Below are 20,867 nucleotides of genomic sequence, written 5' to 3'. Positions count from 1 at the left end.
GTTTACATGTGGATTTTTTTTAATTGATGTTTTTATTGTGTTTTATATTTGAATTTTTCACATTGTTAATTATGAAAAAAACGATAGATTTCCGCAAAATAAAAAAGACTGATTCAAAAGATCGTTAAAAACGATTTTTTAGGTCAGCCTTTTTCTTTAGGTATTGCTGGATCATTTCAGTAAACTTGAGAGAAGTTCCTCTTCTTACTTCAATGTTTTTTGTTGTTTTCCAATGGATTCTTCCTGCTTTTTACAAACTTCAAATGTTTATTTTCACTGAGTTGATTGTAGTAACTTCTGCGGGAACAGCGAACAGGTGAGACCCAGCAGGAGCTTTAGCGACGAGGAGACTCAGCATTTGCCCCATGGAAAGCGAAGCGCTTAGAACAGAAGTCAACGGACAAATTTTAAAAGCCATACAAAGAGACGCCCCTAAGTTATATTTTGGGAACACCCTTTTATTAAAAGCTTTTGTATAATAATTTTTTTAACAATGGAAAAATAACCTGTGGCAATTCATTTATATCCGTTACGAATAGACTGTATTTTCCATATATATTTTGCACGGTTTGCTTTTCTGCCTCCGCTATTTCCCCATCAGCAAGGAAAATATTAATGACTTCGATTCCTTGTTTGCGAGCTTGGAGTACTGCTTCATACGTATCAATAATCCCATTACGCTCATAACTATAAGCGGCTGGTTCACCGTCAGAAAAAATCAACAGAAATTTTTGTTTCTCGCTTCTTTTCTTTATTCTTTCTGTTACGACTCGAATAGCAAAGCCATCCCTATTGTCTTCTTCAGGCTTCAGCTGCATCACTTCTGGACCGCTCGCTGGCTGCAGAGAGGAATGATAGTCAATCACTGTGTGAAAATAATTAGGCTGCGATGTGTCAGTTGCTTCGCTCGTATCTTCCCAAAATCCAATCACTTCATGTGGAACTTTCACAGATTTTAACGCTTCATGAAACAAGATGATTCCTCGTTTTGTTTGTTCCATTTTATCTTCCATAGAAGCCGAGCAGTCAACGAGCAGAGTGAAAACGGCATCAATTTCTGGCGATGGTTCTTGTTTTTTATAAAACAGCCGCGGCTGTTCTTCTATGAAAAAACGAAGAAGTTTTTTATTTAATCTTCCTTTGTGAAGATCACTGCGCGGCTGAACCTTTTTATGTTCAAGTGTTTTCTCAATCATATTTTTAAGCTTTTTTTGCAGCGAAATAATTTGCGCCTTTTGCCTTTTATAGTTGCCGATGTCTTCCGCACAAGGACGATCGGCTTTTTTAAAGACCGGCACAGCAAAACGATTTTCTTTCCCAAAAGCAGCATATTCTCCAGCCTTGACCTCTTTTTTTAATGGCTCGGCTGGCAAGTGGGAGAAGTCTTTACGACTTGTCTGCTGAGCAGATCCCTGCACCATGGCGAGTGCCTGATCTCCTGCTTCTCCTTCTCTTACCCCTTCACCCATCAGCTCGGTTTTTGATCCTTGATCTAAATCAAATTGCAAAAAACTGTTGCCGAGTTCGCTGGTTTCCCGATGCCATGTGCGAAATTCTTCATCTATGATTTCTTCCTCACCAGATTTCGATTCTTTCAGACTGTCATCATTGGCGAGTGGGTCCTTTCTTTTCAAATCGGCATATGTTTCCTTATGTTCATCCTCACGAATAAAGAACTCGGGCAAATGCACATATTGGTTAAGCATATCTTTATGTAATACGTCTTCCAGTAACTCTACGATTGTTTGACTAACACGGAGAATATCAGCAGTCGAACGAGCATCATAAAAATCCATAATAGATCTTTGTATAAAGGGCATCACAGCATCCACTTCTTGGTTAATAGACGGCGGCTGTACTGGAGACTCGGCGTGCATGAATAAATAATGCAAGTTAAATACGGCATCCGCGGCCAGGCTTTTTACTAAGTTCACCTTCAGCTGGGCACTGAAATACTGACGCTGTATTCTTCTTCTAGCCGCAAAAGCTTTCTTTGTACCAGGACGTTCTTTTTTACATATTTCCTCCAACCGCATATCTTCTGCCAAGACAATCAGCTGCTTCGCAAATGACGAGATGGGAGAACGCTCCATTTTCTTTACAAATTCTTTGACTACTCGTTCATCTGTATGCCTCCAGCTGCCAATCGCACGTAAAAAAAGATCGGACTTATAACCATTCCATCGATCGTCTGCCGGCCGATGGTTCCAAAAGTGACTCACATAAATTTTTCTTTCCCTCTTATTCACGTAGGCATAAGGGCTGTATTCTACTTCCACCTCTGCTTCTTTCGTTAATGTTTTGGCTAGGTCGGATAATTGCATAAATAAAAAGGAATCAATCGTCTCATCGTTAAATTGAATAAAGCGTTTCATAACGTCTCCTCATTCAAAATGAGTTTCAGCAATATTTTTCACCGCTGCCTGCTCACGTTCATCTTCAAGCTTATCGATGATTCCACGTTTAATCGCCCGCAATGGCGGCATGAATAAAGCTAAATCGCACGTATCAATCAGCGCGCGGATAGAGGCCGCCTCTTCCGAAACCTGCCCATTTTTTACTTGTATAATTAAATCTTGCGATAGCCCCGCAAAGCGTTTAATTAGTTTTTCGTCCTCCAGCTGACTCTCAGCTTTCAACACATGAATTAACGTTTCTCCTCCAATATAGGGAACATCAATCACGATAAAACGGTTTTTCAGCGCTTCATTCAATGGCACCGTTCCTACGTATCCTTCATTGATAGCGGCGATGACACCGAAAGTGGGTTTAGCCGTCATCACTTCTCCCGTAAAAGGATTCGTCATCATCCGCCGGTAATCTAATACACCGTTAAGCAGAGGCAGCGTTTCCGGCTTAGCCATATTAATTTCATCAATGTACAGTAAATGCCCCTGTTTCATTGCTTTAACGACTGGTCCCGGAACAAACTCAATCGTATGTTTCCCTTCATGTGCTGCGATCGTTTTATACCCAATCATCGCTTCAGCATCAAGATCAACTGAACAATTAATGCTGTGCATCGGTTGAGAAAAGATAGAGGAAAGCGTCTCTGCTAACTTCGTTTTTCCGGATCCTGTCGGGCCTTTCAATAACACATTTTTTCCTAAAGAAAGGGCAAGGACCGCATCAAATAAAATGGTTTCATCTTCCGGCTGATACCCCTCCTTTCCGATCAGATATCTTTCTTCGGTATGTAAAAACAGTTCATTTCGTTCTTTTATTATTTGTTCTGCCTCAGGCGGCCATTTATAAATACACACGGCAATCGTTCCTTTCTATGCTATGAAGCATCTCATTATTTCCATCATACATCTTCATTATCAGAAGTAAACCATTAGAAAATAAAAAACTGACTGCCGCAGCAATCAGCCTTCGTACTCGTATATATATAGCCCTCTTCCCAGCTTGCGTACCCGATAATTCTCTCGTTCGAGTCCAACCATAAATGTAGTCATATTGGCTATCTTCTTCCCCGTTCTCCCTTCAATCTGCCGTTGAAGCTCCACCCCGCGAATAGGTGTATTTTGCTCTTTTAATATCGTTACGGCCGTCTGGCGCAGCTCCTCTAGACTTTCACTGCGCCGCCCCCTTCTCTTTCTCTCTTGGGGAGGGCCGCCAATTTTAGTCAGTGAGACAATTTCCTTTGAACTTTCCATCTTTTCAGCATCAATCGTGTCCAGCTCTTTTAATCTTCTGAAAATAGTCTCCCTTTCCTTTTGAAACTCTTGGATAATCCTTAGTTCTGAATCAGCCAGCTGCTCCAGCCGGATCTTTAATGCCATTCTTTCATCAAACACCTATACTCCCCCTATGATGGACAACAAACAATCTAATCTTTATGTATGAATAAAGCTAAGGCGCTTATCTGTTCTCGTTTCTTCCTCTCCTCATTACTTCCATAAAAGTACATACTGCCGTTCGTATCTTTTATTTGAATGAGCCATATCTCTGCCTTAGCCATATTGTGCTAAAAAATTGCTTTCATCCCTCAAGTGCTTAGTTACATTCTTCAAAATACTCTTTATAAAAACCAGATACTTTTCCTTTGTCATCGACAAGGAAATAAAATTCCTCTGTTTCATTTTTCACATCATACAATTGTCCTGGCGTTAATCTATTTTCGACCATATACTTCTGTGCATTTGTATGAAGGCACTTAACTTGCTTAATTGTATCTTTTTTTACCCATTGAAGATGATTCATAAGTTCTCCTTTCAATTACCTATCTATAGTTTTTCTATATTATCATAGCATATTTGAATTCAGACTGAAAAGTTGTTTCAGCAAACTAAAGAAATCAATTAATTAAAAAGACTTTGTTAAACATACCTGATGATTGGAGCCTACTCGCCGCTATCACTCCTTCCGCTCTAATCAATAATACTTATTAACATAGGTAAATATTTTTGTTTACATAATAAAATTATATTTTATTATGTAAGGACAAGTGTCCTCGACTAAAGGACTAATCACGAACATTTCTTTTCTTACTTTCGCCTGATTTTACTCATCCCTCTTCAAAAGCTTCATAGAATTATGTATAATGACAATCAATAAAGAGTACTCTTTATTGATTCATGTCTAAGCTAGAAATGGCATTGACCTATTTGAAGGAGGTAATTTCATGAAAATCATGAGTAATGAAATGCTTGTAGCAGCCTATCGGGACGCAAAGAAAAAAGGTCAAGACGCAGATTGGATTCGATTACTCCGAATAGAAGTACAAAAGCGGGGTTTAATCCTCACAAAAAACTAAACTAAAAATAAAAATCAAGAGGCTGACACGAAAAGGTCTGCCTCTTTTTTGTTTCTTTCATCAGAATAAAAGCATAGGCGCTGAAGCTGGATGTTGTGCGCTTATCCACAGATAAGAATTTTATAATTTCCTAAACGATTAAAAAAACCAGCCTGTCGCAAAACTTCAGGCTGGTTGTTATTATTAACCTTCAAGTAAAAGATCTTCAGGATTTTCAATAAGCTCTTTTACAGTTTTCAAGAAGCCAACTGCCTCTTTTCCATCAATGATTCTGTGATCATAAGAAAGAGCCACATACATCATTGGACGGTTTTCCATCCGGTCTTTATCGATCGCAACTGGACGAGTTTGGATTGTATGCATACCAAGGATACCTACTTGCGTACCATTAAGGATAGGTGTAGATAGTAAAGAGCCAAATACTCCACCATTTGTAATCGTAAATGTACCGCCTTGTAAATCGCTAAGAGCAAGTTTATTGTCACGTGCTTTTAGAGCAAGGTTCAAAATGTCCCCTTCAATTTCAGCAAAGTTTTTGCGGTCACAGTCGCGGACAACTGGTACAACTAGGCCTTCATCTGTAGAAACGGCTACACCGATGTCATAATATTTCTTTAATAGGAATTCATTGTCGCCAATTTCTGCGTTGACATAAGGATATTTCTTCAATGCTGCAACTACTGCTTTCGTAAAGAAAGACATAAAGCCTAAGCGAACTTCATGATCTTCATAAAACTTGTCTTTTTTACGTTTACGCAGCTCCATTACTGCTGTCATGTCGATTTCATTAAATGTTGTCAGCATAGCAGCCGTTTGTTGTACTTCGACTAATCGTTTTGCGATTGTTTGACGGCGGCGGCTCATTCTCTCACGGACAACCGGTTTGCCGTCATCTTGTTGTGGTGCGGCACTTGGAGCAGGCGCTGCTGCTTGCTGTGGTGCTGCTTGTTTCGGCTCATTTGCAGAATAAGACGCTACATCTTGTTTACGCACGCGTCCCATTGGATCTACTGTAGGAACTTCATTTAAATCAATGCCTTTTTCGCGAGCCATCTTGCGGGCTGCCGGTGAAGCAATTGGACGTTGTGTTGATTCTGCTGCAGCTGGCGCTTCTTGAGCTGGTGCTGCCTGCTTCACTTCTTCTTGTTGAGGAGCTGCTTGTGGTGCTGCTTCTTGGGCTGGTGCCGCTGTAGCTGCACTGCCTTCTCCTACGATAGCAATGACTTGTCCAACTTCAACTGTGTCACCTTCTGCTGCTTTCAACTCTTGAATGACACCAGCTTCTTCGGAAATCACTTCTACGTTTACTTTATCTGTTTCAAGCTCAACAATGTATTCACCTTTTTCAACAACATCTCCAGGTTGTTTTAGCCATTGCGCTATTGTACCTTCTGTAATCGATTCTGCCAACTCTGGAACTTTAATTTCAGCCACTTTCGTGTCCTCCTCTAATATGCATTCAGCTTAACGTTAGTATAATAAGTAAAAATATTTATTTCAAAGCCGAACAGGCCGGATCAAGCAGCCTGTCCGCTTCTAATATCATGATTTAATCTCTTGTAATAGCCGCTTTCAAGATACGTGCTTGTTCTTTTTTATGAACAATCGCATCTCCCTCTGATGGGCTGGAACGGCGGCGGCGGCCAATATAGCGCACGCTCGCGTCTTCAGGAGCAACGTCGCGAAGACGTGCATCCACATACGTCCATGCTCCAAAGTTTTGCGGTTCTTCTTGCAGCCATACCACTTCTTTTAGCTGTGGATAACATGCTAAGAATTCTTTTATGTCCTCTTTAGGGAACGGATATATTTCTTCCACTCTTAACACATGCAGCCAGTCAAGATTTTCTTCCGTCTTGCTAATTTGTTCAGCAAGATCAATGGAGACTTTCCCGCTGCAAAGAACGATTCTTTCCACTTTTTCTGGTTGACTTCCAAGTCTTGGTTCTTCGACAACCGACTTAAATGAACCAGCAATAAATTCAGAAGCGCTAGAAGCTGCAAGCGGATGGCGCAATAAGCTTTTTGGTGTCATGATCACTAATGGCCGCACTTCTTCTTTTTGCAGGATCGATGCTTGACGGCGTAAAAGATGGAAATATTGTGCCGTTGAAGAAAGATTTGCAACCGTCCAGTTATTCTCTGCCGCATTTTGCAAGAAGCGTTCTAAGCGGGCACTTGAGTGTTCTGGCCCTTGTCCTTCATATCCATGTGGCAAGAGCATGACGAGACCAGATTTTTGTCCCCATTTCGCCCGTCCAGAAGAAACGAACTGATCAAACATCACTTGTGCCATGTTGGCAAAATCACCGAATTGGGCTTCCCAAAGAACAAGTGTTTCTGGTGAGAAGACGTTATAACCGTATTCATAACCAACAACAGCCGCTTCTGTTAATGGACTATTAATAACGACAAATGAAGCATTCACGTCTTCTAAATGGTTAAGGGGCACATATTCTTCACCTGTTTTTTCATCATGAAGCACGAGGTTTCGATGAGCGAACGTTCCCCGTTGTGCATCCTGACCTGTTAAACGAATTGGTGTGCCGCTTTTTAAAATAGAGGCAAAAGCAAGTGCTTCCGCATGGCCCCAATCAATTTGGCCATCTTTTTCAAACACGTTTTCACGACGTTTTAAAATACGTTCTAGCTTTTTAAATACGTTTAAGTCTTCCGGCCAATTTAATAATTCGCTGTTAATTCGGCTTAATACGTCCGTATCCACTCCCGTTTCAATAGCCGGTAGCTCTCTTTCAACGAATTTCGGCGGATTCATGACGATATCCGGATTTTCATCTTTTTTCGGAACCGTTTCGTATAGATCTTTTAATTGCTGCTCATTCTCAGAATAAAGCTTTGCTGCTTCATCTTTTGAAATGACACCGCGGTTAACTAGTTTTTCTGCATAAATCTCACGGGCCGTCGGATGTTGATGAATCTCATGATACATCATTGGATTCGTTGTCATCGGCTCATCCATTTCATTATGCCCGAAGCGACGATAACCAATTAAATCAATTACAAAGTCTTTACCAAAACGATTGCGGTAATCAACTGCCATAACAGCAGCAGCAATACACGCTTCTGGATCGTCCGCATTAACGTGAACAATCGGCACTTCAAAGCCTTTCGCCAAATCAGAAGCATAACGAGTTGAACGAGAATCATAACTTTCCGTTGTAAATCCAATCATATTGTTCGCGATGATATGAATAGATCCACCTGTTTGATATCCCGGAATCCGGCTCATGTTAAATGTTTCACTGACAATGCCTTGCCCTGGAAAAGCCGCATCGCCGTGAATTAAAATCGCCAAAGCAGCATCTGTATCTTGTTCAGGAAGACCTGGTTTCGTACGATCTTCTTGTGCAGCTCTCGTATAACCAGTTACAATCGGACTTACTACCTCAAGATGGCTCGGGTTGTTAGCAAGAGTGATACGAGTCACATCTGCATCTTCTTTAAAACTGTGATCCGCACCAAGATGGTACTTAACATCACCTGTCCATCCATATGTAGTCATCTTCGTAGAACCTTCAGGAAGCATGTTCTTATTCGTCGGTGCATGCTGGAACTCTGCAAAGATCATTTCATAAGGTTTACCTAAAATATGCGCAAGGACATTTAAACGTCCTCTGTGCGCCATGCCAATATTAACCGTTTTTGCTCCTTTTTCAGCGGAGTGTCTAACGATCTCGTCAAGAAGCGGAACCATTGCATCGAGTCCTTCAATGGAAAAACGCTTCTGTCCAACGAATGTCTTATGAATAAACTTCTCAAAGCCTTCTACTTTTGTTAATCGGTCTAATAACCGGACTTTTTGATCATTTGAGAATGTTGGATAATAATTAGTTGATTCAATTTGTTGTCTGAACCATTGTCTTTCTTCTAAATCATGAACTTGGGCTAATTCAAAAGCCAATTTATCTGTGTAGACTTTTTTCAAATGTTGGATTGCATCATACCCGTCTTTAACATGTGCTGGTGCATCAGGACATAGATATTGAACAGGAACTTTCCGCAATTCTTCTTCCGTTAAGTTGAATGTGCTTAACTCAATACGATACGTATCTTTGTTTTTATCATTTAACGGATTAATATCTGCTGCAAGATGACCGTATGTACGGATGCTGTCAGCAAGTTTTACTGCGTTAAACAAAACATTTAAATCATTGCCTGATGCAGGTACAGCTGTCTTACCACTTTCTCCATGAGGCGCATCTGCAACGGGCGCTCCCCACTCTTCAAACATTTGCTTCATTTCGGGATCCACTGACTCAGGATCTTTCAAATAGTGCTCGTACAACTCCATTACATATCCAAGGTTTGGTCCGGAGAAACGACTCCACGGATTCCCTTGGGCTGTCTGCATTTTCATTCTGAAAAACCTCCAACTATTTCGCCCATTAATTTTTACTAACACATATTTGGATGAGCTCACATCGTGTATTTCATACCACTATATACACCATGATACACCCAGGTTGAAAATTTATACTGCCTACAAGGACATCTTACCATTGCATAGTAATAAGGGGAAGGATTAAAGTGTATTTCACTAAATATGTGACGCATTTCACTAAATATGTGACATGTTTTGTCGTATCATCGTTTGACAAATGAAAAAAAATCTGTTAAAAACTTCTTTGCGTCATTTCCCTGCCTGATTCGTTGCTTTGTTTGTACGCCTGAAAAAGTAGCAGCATTTTTTCCATGTACCATCTTACTACTCTTAGATCAAAAAACCAATATTTTTTCTCGAAAAATCCACATTTATTATCAAATTGCCGCATAGAGGGTTTTTCTATTCTTATTAAATAAAAATTTTCAATGGAGGAAGACAACAAAAAATACAAAAATCAGCCATGATGAAGAAATATATTTTCTTTACTAGGCTCAGCCGCCTTCCCTTCCGTTAAATAAAAAAACGTGTGCAGACCTTTCTCGTCTGCACACGGACTGTAAAGTATTAAATAAACAGATTCAAATTCGCATTTTCTGCCTGGCCAAGGTAGGCTGCTACCCCGCCGATTTCTACCCCGTCAATTAATTCTTCTTTGCGAATTCCCATGACATCCATACTCATAGCACAAGCAACAATGTTAACACCCATATCTATCGCATTTTGCATAAGTGTCTCTAAACTGTCGACATTTTTCTTCTCCATCACCTGACGGATCATTTTTGCTCCCATTCCCCCCATATTCATATTAGAGATCGGGAGGTTTTTAGGTCCTGCGGGCATCATTTTCGTAAACATCTTTTCCATGAAGTCTTTTCCTTCCTGAGGCACATCCTCATCCTTCCGCAGAATGTTCAAGCCCCAGAACGTGAAAAACATTGTTACTTTTTTTCCCATCGCTGCTGCTCCCGTCGCAATGATAAAAGAGGCAATCGCTTTGTCTAAATCCTGGTTAAAGACAACAAGGGTCGCTCCTTTATTGCCATTTCCTTCATCCGTCTGTACAAGGGATTCCCCTGCTCCTTTGCGAACGTACACAACGACAGTATCCCCCTGTGTTTCACTGCTGATAAATGTATTTTCGGTATTGGCACACCATGCCTTTATATCAGAGATAAATCCCGGGTCAGTAACCTTTACTTCTAGAACCTCGCCGTCTTTCATTCGGTTCATCGTTTGGAACACTTGACTGATCGGCCCTGGACACTGCAGCCCTAAACAGTTTAATGCTACATCAGGTTCAATTTCTTTTCCATCTGCTACAGCCGCTGTACTTAATTCTGCCTGTGAAGCTTGGCGATAGTCGGCATATGCCCGATAGCCACCCTTTACATTGTAAGCGTCAAAGCCATTGTCACTTAATAATGATGCTGCTTTCTCCCCGCGCTTCCCAACTTGGCAGGACACATAGACAGGCCGATTCTTAGGAATTTCACTTAGGCGTTCAGGAAGCTCGCCAAGCGGAATGTTTTTGCTTCCTTCTATATACCCCATGATTCTTTCTGATTCATCCCTGACATCAATTAACAAAGCACCTTCTTTAACTAATTGATCAATGTCTTTTACGTCGACTGTTTTTACCATCTGATTCATCATTTATTCCTCCTGACCCCAAATACACACAGGGGTATATTTTTATTTAAAAAAATAACTGCTAATGTCTTAATTGCATTGTAGTATAAAATTATACGATTGTCAAATACACATAGGGGTATATTGAGGGGCCCCTTCAAATTCGCTCATATGGTACACTAATGTACAAAAAAACAGGAGTGATAGAATGACGGAGATAATCATTCACTTGGAAAATCTTCACTGGTTTCGTGACAAAAAATTGATTTTACAAAACGTGAACTGGTCCGTACAGCCCGGAGAACATTGGGCATTGCTCGGACTGAACGGCGCTGGAAAAACATCACTGTTAAATATGATTACCGGTTACCAATTTCCAACGAAAGGAAAAGTATCCGTTCTTGGGTATGAATATGGAAAAACAAACATTCAGTTAGTTAGACAAAAGATCGGTTTTGTGAGCAGTTCACTAAACCGTTTCTTAACGACGTTTAACCATGAGACTGCTCTTGAAGCAGCAGTCAGCGGAAAATTCGCTTCGATTGGATTATATGAAGAGGTGACAGATACGGACTGGCAGGCTGCACATGAATTGTTAGCCTCATTCCGTATAGAAGATAAAGCGAAACAGCCGTTTCGTACATTATCGCAAGGAGAACAAAAGCGGGTGCTGCTGGCAAGAGCGTTCATGGCAAATCCAGAACTGCTGATTCTGGACGAGCCTTGCACTGGGCTGGACATCCGGGCCCGCGAAGAACTTCTTCATGCCTTATCTGTTCAAATCAGAAAAACAGACTCTTCTCTGCTGTACGTCACCCATCATATCGAGGAAATCGTCCCGGCCATTACCCATGTTTTACTCATTGCCGACGGAAGGGCAATAGCAGCAGGACGGAAGGAAGAGATCTTGACAAACAAACATTTAAGCGCGGCCTTTAAACTTCCTGTAGACATAGAGTGGAAAAATGAGAGACCGTGGCTCCGTGTCATGTCGGAGTTTTAAACAGCTCTTGCCCAATCACGGATGAAAGCTGGGGAAACGGATCATCAACAAAAGAAAGGATGATACCACCCAGCTTATATGCAGTCAATAGGAAGCGCTTTCAAAAAAGCGTAAAAATTCAAATTGCAGAAAAAACAGATTTTTAAACAAATAAAAACAAAGTGTCAGACCTCACAAACAACTATTCACCCCAATCCCCGGCAATGATAGAACGTGAGGTCAGACTCTTTTAAAATATCCTTATAGATTAATTAGCGCTTACAGCGGCATGAGGGAACAGCTGTTTAATTTCTTCTCGCTGCCCCTTATGAAATAATTCAACAATTTTACTGCCGACAATAACGCCGTCACAATGTCTGCTGAGTTCTTCCGCTTGTTCTTTAGAAGATACACCGAATCCTGCTAGAACAGGGACTGGGCTCTTTGCTTTAATCCGCTGCAAATAAGACGCTACGTCATCCTGGTAGCTCGTCCGCACGCCTGTTGTCCCTTTTACCGTTACCGCATAAATAAAGCCTTCTGCTCCATCTGTAATTTTGGCTACTCGTTCTTCAGGGCTTGTCAATGTGACTAAGCGAATCAAAGCAAGATCGTTCTTTTTCAATGCTTCACTCACTTCTACTTCTTCTTCAAGCGGCATGTCTGGTATAATCACTCCTGATACCCCTGCTTTATGGCTGTCCTCGGCGAATGATTCCGCTCCATATTGAATTACCGGATTTAAGTACGTCATAAGGATAATGGGTATCGTAATAGCCTCTTTATGAGCAGCTAAATAATCCAGCACCCCCCGTAAAGTAACACCGTGTGCAAGTGCCCGTTTTCCTGCTTCCTGAATGACAGGGCCGTCAGCGACCGGATCAGAAAAAGGAATGCCGATTTCCGCTGCTGTAACACCAATTTCCTGCAAATAAAGCAGCTGATCTTTCAAAGCAGCAAGGCCGCCGTCACCAGCCATAATATAAGGGACAAACGCCTTTTTATCTTTATTCTGCACAGCTTGGAACGCTTCTGTTAATTTATGTTTACTCACCTTGTTCTCCTCCTAGTCTTGCTTGAATGGCTTCAACGTCCTTGTCGCCACGGCCAGATAAGCAAACAGCGATGCATTCGTCTTTGCCCATTGTCTTTGCCAGCTTAGCTGCGTACGCAATGGCATGTGAGCTTTCCAAAGCAGGAATGATTCCTTCTGTCTTTGTCAGCAATTTAAATCCTTCTAGTGCTTCTTTATCCGTTATAGCGGTATATTCCACACGGCCAATGTCTTTCAACAGACTGTGTTCCGGTCCGACACCCGGATAATCAAGGCCCGCTGAAATCGAGTGAGCTTCCTGGATTTGTCCGTCCTCATCCTGTAAAAGATACATTTTACTGCCATGGAGTACACCGATTTTTCCTTTTGTCAGAGACGCGGCATGTTCATCTGTCTCAACGCCGCTCCCCGCAGCTTCTACACCATATAATTTGACGTCTTTATCATTGATAAATGGATAGAACATTCCCATCGCATTACTGCCGCCGCCGATGCAGGCAACGACTGCTTCTGGAAGTTTGCCTTCTTTTTTCATCATCTGTTCTTTCGTTTCGGAACCGATTACACTTTGGAAATCGCGGACCATTTGTGGAAACGGATGCGGGCCGAGTACAGATCCCATAATGTAATGGGTATCTTCCACATTCGCTACCCAATAACGCAGCGCTTCGTTTACCGCATCTTTTAATGTGCCGCTCCCTTGGCTGACACCTACCACTTTTGCTCCTAACAGCTCCATTCGGAATACGTTTAGCTTTTGGCGGCGAATATCTTCTTCTCCCATAAAGATGACACATTCCAGGTTAAGCAGTGCACTGACAGTGGCGGTAGCTACTCCATGCTGACCAGCTCCTGTTTCCGCAACGACTTTCTTTTTCCCCATGCGCACAGCTAAAAGTGCCTGACCGATCGTATTATTAATTTTATGGGCGCCTGTATGGTTCAAATCTTCGCGTTTCAAATAAATCTTCGCTCCGCCAAGCTTTTCCGTTAAATTGCGGGCGAAGTAAAGCGGATTTTCCCGGCCGACATAATCGGTTAAATACTCATTCAATTCTTGTAAAAATGACGGGTCTTTCATCGCCTCTCCGTATGCTTCTTCTAATTCAAGAACGGCCTGCATTAATGTTTCGGGAACGTATCTGCCGCCAAATTCTCCAAAATGCCCTCGCTCATCTGGTTGTATATATGTAGTCATCTTTTCGTTACTCCCTTCGCTGTTTGAATAAACTGTTTCATTTTTTCTTGATCTTTTACTCCGTTCGTTTCCACGCCGCTTGAAACATCGACAGCAAATGGCTGAACGATATCAATTGCTTCTGCTGCATTGTCTTTATTTAAACCGCCGGCCAAAATGAGACGGGAGCGGTCAAACGTTTCGTTTTGCAAAAGTGTCCAGTCGAAAGACGTACCATTGCCGCCACGATAAGGGCCCACCGGGCTGTCCAATAAAATAAAATCCGCCGGATAGCTGAGCATATCTGAAAGACGGGCGCCTTTTTGAAAACTGAACGCTTTGATAACCGGTAAAGCGAGCTGTCTCGCGAACTGGGGCGGTTCATCTCCATGAAGCTGGATCATATCCAGCGAAGACTGTTCGGCAATTGCTTCTATTTCACGAAGAGTCTCATTCACGAATACACCGACTTTTAATGGTCCCTCACTTACACCAGCCGCAATCTTTCCCGCCTGTTCGGCTGTGATCTGCCGCTTGCTTTTAGCGAAGACGAAGCCAATAAAGTCCGTACCGATCTCCTTCGCATAAAGGGCGGTTTCAAGGTCACGAATGCCGCATATTTTCACTTTCATCTTGCCCACCTCATAGACTGATTTTCAACTCATGGAACGTTTTAGAAATATCTCCGCTTTTCATAAATGTTTCGCCGACTAATATTCCCTTCGCACCGGCCTGCTTCACTCTTTCTACATCGGCTGTTGTCTGAATGCCGCTTTCCGCAATAAATACTTTTTCCGGATGCAAGTACGCGTTCAAGAGGCGCTCTGTGATTCCCAGATCAACCGTAAAGCTCTTTAGGTCGCGATTGTTAATTCCAATGACATCGGCGTCTACTAAAAAGGCCCGTTCCATTTCTTCCTCATTATGAACCTCAAGCAGCACATCAAGCCTTTGCTCTTTTGCATATGAATGAAGATACTGCAGCTGTTCCTGTTGAAGAGCGGCCGCAATTAATAGAATTACATCGGCACCGGCTGCTTTCGCCCGGTCAATCTGAATCGCATCAATAATGAAGTCTTTACATAACACTGGCACATTGACGACTTGACGCACGGCTTGTAAATCGTTCATCGTGCCTTTGAAAAATGGTTCATCTGTTAAAACAGAAATCGCATCGGCTCCGCTTTCTTCATATTCTTTTGCCTGTTTCATAGGATCCACACCCATATTGATGGCTCCTTTAGACGGAGAGGCTCTTTTAATCTCAGAAATAATATTCATTTTTTCTGATTGGTAAAAACGGTCGTATAAAGATCTCCTTGGTCTACTTTCTTCCTTTGTAGTTGCTTGAAACGTTTCTTTCAACAATTGGACTTCTTCTCGTTTCTTAGCCAAAATTTTGTCTAAAATAGTTGTACTCATACCAGAACCCCTGCCTTCTTCTGCTGTTTCGAATAATCTATTAAATAATGAAGCTTCGATAAAGCCGCACCTGAATCAATACTCTCTTTCGCTAGTTGAATACCTTCTTGAATCGTTTTTGCCTTTCCGTTCGCAAACAGTCCGATTCCTGCGTTCAACAAGACCGTGTCACGCGGGGCGCCTTTTTCCCCTTCAAGAATTCTTTTTAATATTTCTGCGTTTTCTTTCGCTTCGCCGCCGCGAATCGCATCCAAGTCATACACAGGAAGCCCTGCTTCTTCTGGCGTAACGATCATTTTTGTCGTTTGACCATTTTCTAATAAAATCAAATGATTTTCTCCTGCCAGTGACGCTTCATCCATATAGCCTGCACCATTGACAACGACTGCCCGTTTTCTTCCGAGACGACCAAGCACATGGGCCATCATCTCCATCATATCGCGGCGATAAATACCTAGCAACTGTGTATCGAGCTGAACAGGATTCGTCAGCGGACCAATCAAGTTGAAAATCGTCGGAATCTTTAAATCACGGCGCACTTTCATGATCCGTTTCATTTTCGGATGAACATGAGGAGCAAATAAGAAAGCAATGCCGTTTTCTTCTAGTAGTTCATCTACTTCTCCGTCCATATAATCAAGGGAAATACCCAAATGCTCTAGCACATCCGCGCTGCCCGTTTTACTAGAAACACTGCGGTTCCCATGCTTAGCAATTTTCACACCGGCTCCAGCCAGGACAAAAGCGGATGTTGTACTAATGTTAAAGCTTTGCGAACCGTCTCCGCCTGTTCCGCAGTTATCCATGACGCCTGACATTGGCTTCCCTGCACCGAGCGCATTTTGCCGCAGCACGTTGACAAGCATCGCTATTTCCTCTACTGTTTCACCTTTTGCTTTTAACGAAACGAGAAAAGCAGCAATTTCGCTGTCTGTTGCATCTTCCTGTAAAATTTCTTCGATCGCTTCTTTCATTTCTGTTTCTTCAAGTGCCTGCCGGTCCGAAAGCTTCATTAAATATTTTTTCATATTTTTCTCCTTCCGATATTGGCGGAAAAATTGCTGAATAATATCCGTCCCTGATTTCGTTCCGATCGATTCTGGATGAAACTGCAGTCCATACACTGGATATTCCCGATGACGAATCGCCATAATTTCTTCATCATCGGCGGATGTGGCAAGCACCTCAAGCTTCGGAGGAAGCGATTCTTGCTCAACAGAAAGTGAATGATAACGCATCACCGGCACAGGGCCAGACAGCGACTGGAACAATCCTTTGCCGTCATGTTTAATAAGTGAAATCTTTCCATGCTTAATCGTTTTTGCCCGTTTAATTTTTGCCCCAAACGCAGCCGCAATCGCCTGGTGCCCAAGACAAATGCCAAGAATCGGAATACGGTGAAAGAAACTGCGGACGACTTCAATACAGATACCCGCTTCTTCTGGTGTGCCAGGCCCCGGTGATAAGACGATCGCTTCTGGTTCAAGCGCTTCAATTTCTTCAAGCGTGATTTCATCGTTGCGTACGACCCGCACATTTTTCCCTAAAGAGCCAATTTGCTGATACAAATTATACGTAAAAGAATCATAGTTATCGATAAGTAGAATCATTATTTTACCTCCAGCAATGCTTTTGCTTTATGCATCGTTTCTTCGTATTCTTTTTCCGGAATCGAGTCATATACGACACCCGCTCCAGCTTGTACATATGCCTGATCGTCTTTAACGATCATTGTCCGGATCGCCAAGGCAAAGTCTAAATCGCCATTTGATGAAATATAGCCAACCGCTCCCGAGTACAGACCGCGTTTAGCCGATTCAAGATCATTAATAATTTGCATGGCACGAATTTTCGGTGCACCGGACACCGTGCCCGCCGGAAGACAAGCAGATAAAGCATCAATCGGATGAACGTCCCGCTTTAGCTGCCCTGTTACCTCGGATACGATGTGCATCACATGCTTATATTTTTCAATCTTCTGATATTTGGATAAATGAACACTTCCAATTTCACATACACGGCCAAGGTCGTTACGACTTAAATCAACAAGCATGCGGTGCTCGGCCATTTCTTTTTCATCATTGAGCAGCTCCCTCTCTAACTGTGCATCTTCACTCACATCAGCGCCGCGGGGTCTTGTTCCGGCAATTGGGTTCGTTACAACTTCCTTGTCATTTACCCGAATTAAACTTTCTGGTGAAACGCCTAAGACGGTATATTCTTTAAAATCAATGTAAAACATGTATGGCGAAGGATTAGAAGTTCTCAGTCGGCGATATAACGAAAAAGGATTGCCGTGAAAAGCTGCTTTGAGCCGCTGAGAAAGCACAACTTGAAAAATATCCCCGCGCACAATATGCTGTTTCGCTGTTTCAACCATTTCACAGAATTGCGACCGATCAACATTACCTGTAAATACTAGTGTTTCTAAAGACTCTGATGCTTGCGGATGGCTCGTATGATTCACGCAATGTTCTAGTTTGACTAAAGCCTCTTCCATCTCTGCTTCCGTTCTGTCGCCAAACAAATCAACGGCCGCGAGTGTGATCTTTTGCAATAAATGATCGTAAACAATGAACGTATCGTAAAACATAAAGTGAACATCCGGCATGTTCAGTTCATCTTCTAACGGTTCTCCTATCACCTCATCGAGAAACATCACATCATAACCAATATAGCCAATACCTCCGCCAAAGAAAGGAAAAGGATGCTCGTCTGTCTTTCTTTCATGTAACAGCTCTTTCAATTGATGAAGGCTGTGGCCATAAGAGGATTCGCGGATGCCTGTACGGTAGTTCATTCGTTCTGTTTCTCTGCCCGCTGCTTTATACTCTGCTGCCGGGTCCATTCCTAGAAACGAATAACGCCCGCTCTGTTCATGCTTATAAGAGCTTTCAAGCAAAAATTTCTTTTCCCCTTTCATTTGATGATAAAGCATAATCGGAGTCAGCATATCTCCTTCTATTTCTTTTAATTTATAACGCATTTTCTCTTGTATTTTCATCTTTATCCACCTCTTAAACGTTTATATTAAATAAAAAATCCTCCGCAGCAAGTGAATCAATCACTGCTGCGGAGGACGGATTGACCGCGGTGCCACCTCGCATTGAAGCAAAAAGCTTCCTCTTTGTCCGGCCGGCAAAAAACGCCGTGTCCGGTTCCTGTTAACGGTGGAGGCCGGGCAGCCATTTCCTGCTGCCTCTCCGAAGTCCATTCCGTCTGATATACGGCACCGGCTCTCACCATCCCGGTTCTCTGTTGCGCGCGTCACAAACGTACTCTTCTTCATCACTGAGTTCCATTATATAGTTAAAAAACACAAAAAGCCCCCCTATCGCAAAGGACGGGGAGCCGTGGTACCACCTTTATTGACTGCAGCTGCTGCAATCCACTCTGAGAGCATCAAGGCCTGTTGCCTGAATGCCTGTCTTTTGTAACGATAAGACGTTCGCCGCAGCCTACTGCCAAAAAGGGTTCGGTACGGAAGCTCGGAAGGCCATTCACTAGAACATCTGCACTGATTCTCACCTACCATCAGCTCTCTGAAGCATACATTCAAGCTACTCTTCTTCGTCAACGCTTACTATAAGTCGTTCCATTTGTTGAATTCATCATAAACTAATTTTATATCGCAAGTCAACCCATTATTTGAATATTTTTATTTTTAGGCTTTGTTAAATTCCTCCTGTTGATTTCCGCTGCAGGCGTCTCGCTTTACGCAGGAATCTCGCGTACCTTCCGCTCCATTCAACAAAGGAGCAAAATTAATACTAGTCAGTAATATCACCTATTTTTAAAAGGGTTTTTCCATTCCATCAAGGCAGCCCAGTTCTGGGACTCTTCATCTTCTAAATAATTTTTTTCAAGGCGAATCGGCACGCGTCCGCAATTCAGTAAGAAAGTCACTACAGGATCTTTTAGCTGCCCTGCCACCACTTTCTGCAAATATTCGTCCGCACTTATCTCGCCGGCGTACCGTGAAAACCCTGGCATCCGGCCGCCGCCGAGCAGACGGTCGATATTTAGATGGATGACGGTCTGATACATCGCCTGCATCATTAATTTACCGAGCCCCAGCTTGCGGCATGATGGCTTCACGCTAATGTCTACTACATAAAGTGTGTTGCCGTCGGATGCATGATTTCTAATAAAGCCGTTGTCCGTAATTTCTTCCCACGTATGAGGCGGATCATCCGGTTGAAAATGAACGAGCAGGCAAGTCATGGAGCCGACGATTTCTCCATCTAATTCGATGCAGACGGCCCCCTCAGGAAAAATCTTCACATGATTCGTTAACTGTTCCTTTGACCACCATAACTCCTCAGGAAAAGGCGGAGGAAAGCATTCTCTCTGAATTTGAATTAACGCATCAAAGTCGGCTTCTGTATAATTTCTAATAACTGCCTTAAAGAGACGACCGTTATCATACAGCTGAAATTCGCTGTTATACATCATCCCACCTCAATTCCAATCAGGATAGAGATCAGTACGGCGATCGCGCCATGTCGTGACTGACCCCTTCTGCCGAACTTGTTCCAGCAGTTCTAAGTCAAGGTCCGCTGTAATCAGCATATCGTCGTTTATAACTCCTTCTGCTAGAATGCCAGCCGGCGGGAACGGTACATCATTCGGTGTGATAATAGCAGCCTGGCCAAAATTCGCCCGCATTAAATCAACAGTTGGCAATGCACCTACTGTACCTGTTAAAACAACATACACTTGGTTTTCAACTGCGCGCGCATGGCTCGTATAGCGGACACGATAGAATCCATGGCGGTCATCTGTACAAGATGGACAGAAAATGACATCTGCCCCTTTCGCTTTCGCCATTCTCACAATCTCAGGGAATTCAATATCATAGCACGTTAAAATCGCGATTTTCCCTTTATCTGTATCAAAAATTTGGAAATCGTCCCCTTGAGCCATATTCCAGCCTTCTACTTCCGCCGGTGTAATATGCAGCTTCGCCTGCTGTCCTACACGGCCGTCGGGGTAAAATAAATGTGCCACGTTTTGAATGCGATCTCCTTTGCTGATCACATGTGTGCCGGCGATAATATGGACGTCATAATTTTTGGCAAACTTCTTGAATAATTCCGTATACTGCTCAGTAAACATTGGCAAATCAGTAATCTCAAGCGGCTTCCCGTTTTCATCACCAATCGACATCAGCTGCGTCGTAAAAAATTCTGGAAATAAAATAAATTCAGCATCAAACTCCATGGCTGCTCTTATGTAATGCTCGCACTGGGCGGCAAACTCTTCAAAAGATGTAATCGTATGCAAATGATATTGCACAGCAGATACCCGCATTTTCATGAGCCAATCCTCCTCTTTCATTCTGCTTTTAGATTAGTAGAAAACAAAGAAAAATTCAACAATTCATTTTTTCATTTCCTACTTATGAAGTAAACGTTAATAAAATTCATTATATTGACA

The 20,867-nt window shown here is 42.5% G+C and carries 17 protein-coding genes and 2 other annotated features; of the genes, 2 read left to right on the top strand and 15 right to left on the bottom strand.

Translation table 11 applies throughout. The annotated features are described in order from the left end of the window. Positions 1 to 461 precede the first annotated feature (461 nt). From QYG89_RS06155 to QYG89_RS06140, 4 genes are all read right to left on the bottom strand, one after another. The gene (locus QYG89_RS06155) at positions 462 to 2,375 is read right to left on the bottom strand and encodes a vWA domain-containing protein (RefSeq protein ID WP_404315601.1); all 1,914 of its coding nucleotides are present in this window, start codon (positions 2,373 to 2,375) and stop codon (positions 462 to 464) included. A 9-nt stretch (positions 2,376 to 2,384) separates the two neighbouring features. Beyond that, positions 2,385 to 3,227, bottom strand: a complete 843-nt coding sequence (locus QYG89_RS06150; protein ID WP_404315674.1) for an ATP-binding protein — start codon at positions 3,225 to 3,227, stop codon at positions 2,385 to 2,387. A 141-nt stretch (positions 3,228 to 3,368) separates the two neighbouring features. Next, positions 3,369 to 3,800, bottom strand: coding sequence for a Rok-like winged helix domain-containing protein (locus QYG89_RS06145; RefSeq protein ID WP_404315599.1), 432 nt, complete (start codon positions 3,798 to 3,800; stop codon positions 3,369 to 3,371). 199 nt (positions 3,801 to 3,999) lie between these two features. Next, positions 4,000 to 4,206, bottom strand: a complete 207-nt coding sequence (locus QYG89_RS06140) for a DUF6501 family protein (protein ID WP_404315597.1) — start codon at positions 4,204 to 4,206, stop codon at positions 4,000 to 4,002. Between the two features lie 421 nt (positions 4,207 to 4,627). Between QYG89_RS06140 and sda the strand changes: the two genes are divergently transcribed. Beyond that, positions 4,628 to 4,759: a sporulation histidine kinase inhibitor Sda gene (sda, locus tag QYG89_RS06135; RefSeq protein WP_404315595.1), complete on the top strand. Its 132-nt coding sequence runs from the start codon at positions 4,628 to 4,630 to the stop codon at positions 4,757 to 4,759. Positions 4,760 to 4,942: 183 nt separating this feature from the next. Here the strand turns inward: sda and odhB are convergent, their stop codons facing one another. From odhB to QYG89_RS06120, 3 genes are all read right to left on the bottom strand, one after another. Next, a complete protein-coding gene (odhB, locus tag QYG89_RS06130) occupies positions 4,943 to 6,193 on the bottom strand; it encodes a 2-oxoglutarate dehydrogenase complex dihydrolipoyllysine-residue succinyltransferase (RefSeq protein ID WP_404315593.1) in 1,251 nt (416 codons plus the stop codon). 115 nt (positions 6,194 to 6,308) lie between these two features. Further along, positions 6,309 to 9,137, bottom strand: coding sequence for a 2-oxoglutarate dehydrogenase E1 component (locus tag QYG89_RS06125; RefSeq protein ID WP_404315591.1), 2,829 nt, complete (start codon positions 9,135 to 9,137; stop codon positions 6,309 to 6,311). 591 nt (positions 9,138 to 9,728) lie between these two features. Next, a complete protein-coding gene (locus QYG89_RS06120; protein WP_404315589.1) occupies positions 9,729 to 10,817 on the bottom strand; it encodes a DsrE/DsrF/DrsH-like family protein in 1,089 nt (362 codons plus the stop codon). Positions 10,818 to 11,001: 184 nt separating this feature from the next. Here QYG89_RS06120 and QYG89_RS06115 point away from each other — a divergent pair, with 184 nt between their 5' ends. Further along, positions 11,002 to 11,796 carry an ABC transporter ATP-binding protein gene (locus QYG89_RS06115; protein WP_404315587.1) on the top strand — a complete coding sequence of 265 codons (795 nt, stop codon included), beginning with the start codon at positions 11,002 to 11,004 and terminating at the stop codon, positions 11,794 to 11,796. Between the two features lie 247 nt (positions 11,797 to 12,043). On the opposite strand, the gene trpA is transcribed toward QYG89_RS06115, so the two are convergent. From trpA to QYG89_RS06075, 8 genes are all read right to left on the bottom strand, one after another. Further along, positions 12,044 to 12,829, bottom strand: coding sequence for a tryptophan synthase subunit alpha (gene trpA / locus QYG89_RS06110; protein WP_404315585.1), 786 nt, complete (start codon positions 12,827 to 12,829; stop codon positions 12,044 to 12,046). Then, positions 12,822 to 14,027 (bottom strand): tryptophan synthase subunit beta, encoded by a 1,206-nt coding sequence (gene trpB, locus QYG89_RS06105; protein WP_404315583.1) that lies wholly within the window; start codon positions 14,025 to 14,027, stop codon positions 12,822 to 12,824. Before trpB ends, trpA begins: the two co-directional genes overlap by 8 nt. Continuing rightward, positions 14,024 to 14,638 carry a phosphoribosylanthranilate isomerase gene (locus QYG89_RS06100; RefSeq protein WP_404315581.1) on the bottom strand — a complete coding sequence of 205 codons (615 nt, stop codon included), beginning with the start codon at positions 14,636 to 14,638 and terminating at the stop codon, positions 14,024 to 14,026. Before QYG89_RS06100 ends, trpB begins: the two co-directional genes overlap by 4 nt. 10 nt (positions 14,639 to 14,648) lie before the next feature. After that, complete coding sequence (gene trpC, locus QYG89_RS06095) at positions 14,649 to 15,428, bottom strand: indole-3-glycerol phosphate synthase TrpC (protein ID WP_404315579.1); 780 nt, start codon at positions 15,426 to 15,428, stop codon at positions 14,649 to 14,651. Then, positions 15,425 to 17,038, bottom strand: coding sequence for a bifunctional anthranilate synthase component II/anthranilate phosphoribosyltransferase (locus QYG89_RS06090; protein WP_404315577.1), 1,614 nt, complete (start codon positions 17,036 to 17,038; stop codon positions 15,425 to 15,427). Before QYG89_RS06090 ends, trpC begins: the two co-directional genes overlap by 4 nt. Beyond that, positions 17,038 to 18,432 carry an anthranilate synthase component I gene (gene trpE / locus QYG89_RS06085; RefSeq protein WP_404315575.1) on the bottom strand — a complete coding sequence of 465 codons (1,395 nt, stop codon included), beginning with the start codon at positions 18,430 to 18,432 and terminating at the stop codon, positions 17,038 to 17,040. The genes QYG89_RS06090 and trpE overlap by 1 nt, the downstream gene beginning before the upstream one ends. 68 nt (positions 18,433 to 18,500) lie before the next feature. Continuing rightward, positions 18,501 to 18,729, bottom strand: a binding site (T-box leader). A 35-nt stretch (positions 18,730 to 18,764) separates the two neighbouring features. Then, positions 18,765 to 19,014, bottom strand: a binding site (T-box leader). Between the two features lie 197 nt (positions 19,015 to 19,211). Continuing rightward, positions 19,212 to 19,880 carry a GNAT family N-acetyltransferase gene (locus QYG89_RS06080; protein WP_404315672.1) on the bottom strand — a complete coding sequence of 223 codons (669 nt, stop codon included), beginning with the start codon at positions 19,878 to 19,880 and terminating at the stop codon, positions 19,212 to 19,214. Between the two features lie 9 nt (positions 19,881 to 19,889). Beyond that, positions 19,890 to 20,747: a carbon-nitrogen hydrolase family protein gene (locus QYG89_RS06075; RefSeq protein WP_404315573.1), complete on the bottom strand. Its 858-nt coding sequence runs from the start codon at positions 20,745 to 20,747 to the stop codon at positions 19,890 to 19,892. Positions 20,748 to 20,867: the final 120 nt, after the last annotated feature.

Source organism: Bacillus lumedeiriae (assembly GCF_044891285.1).
Classification (GTDB): Bacteria; Bacillota; Bacilli; order Bacillales; family Domibacillaceae; genus Pseudobacillus; species Pseudobacillus lumedeiriae.
Note: the sequence above shows the minus strand (reverse complement) of the source record. Positions and strands in the feature narration are given on the sequence as shown.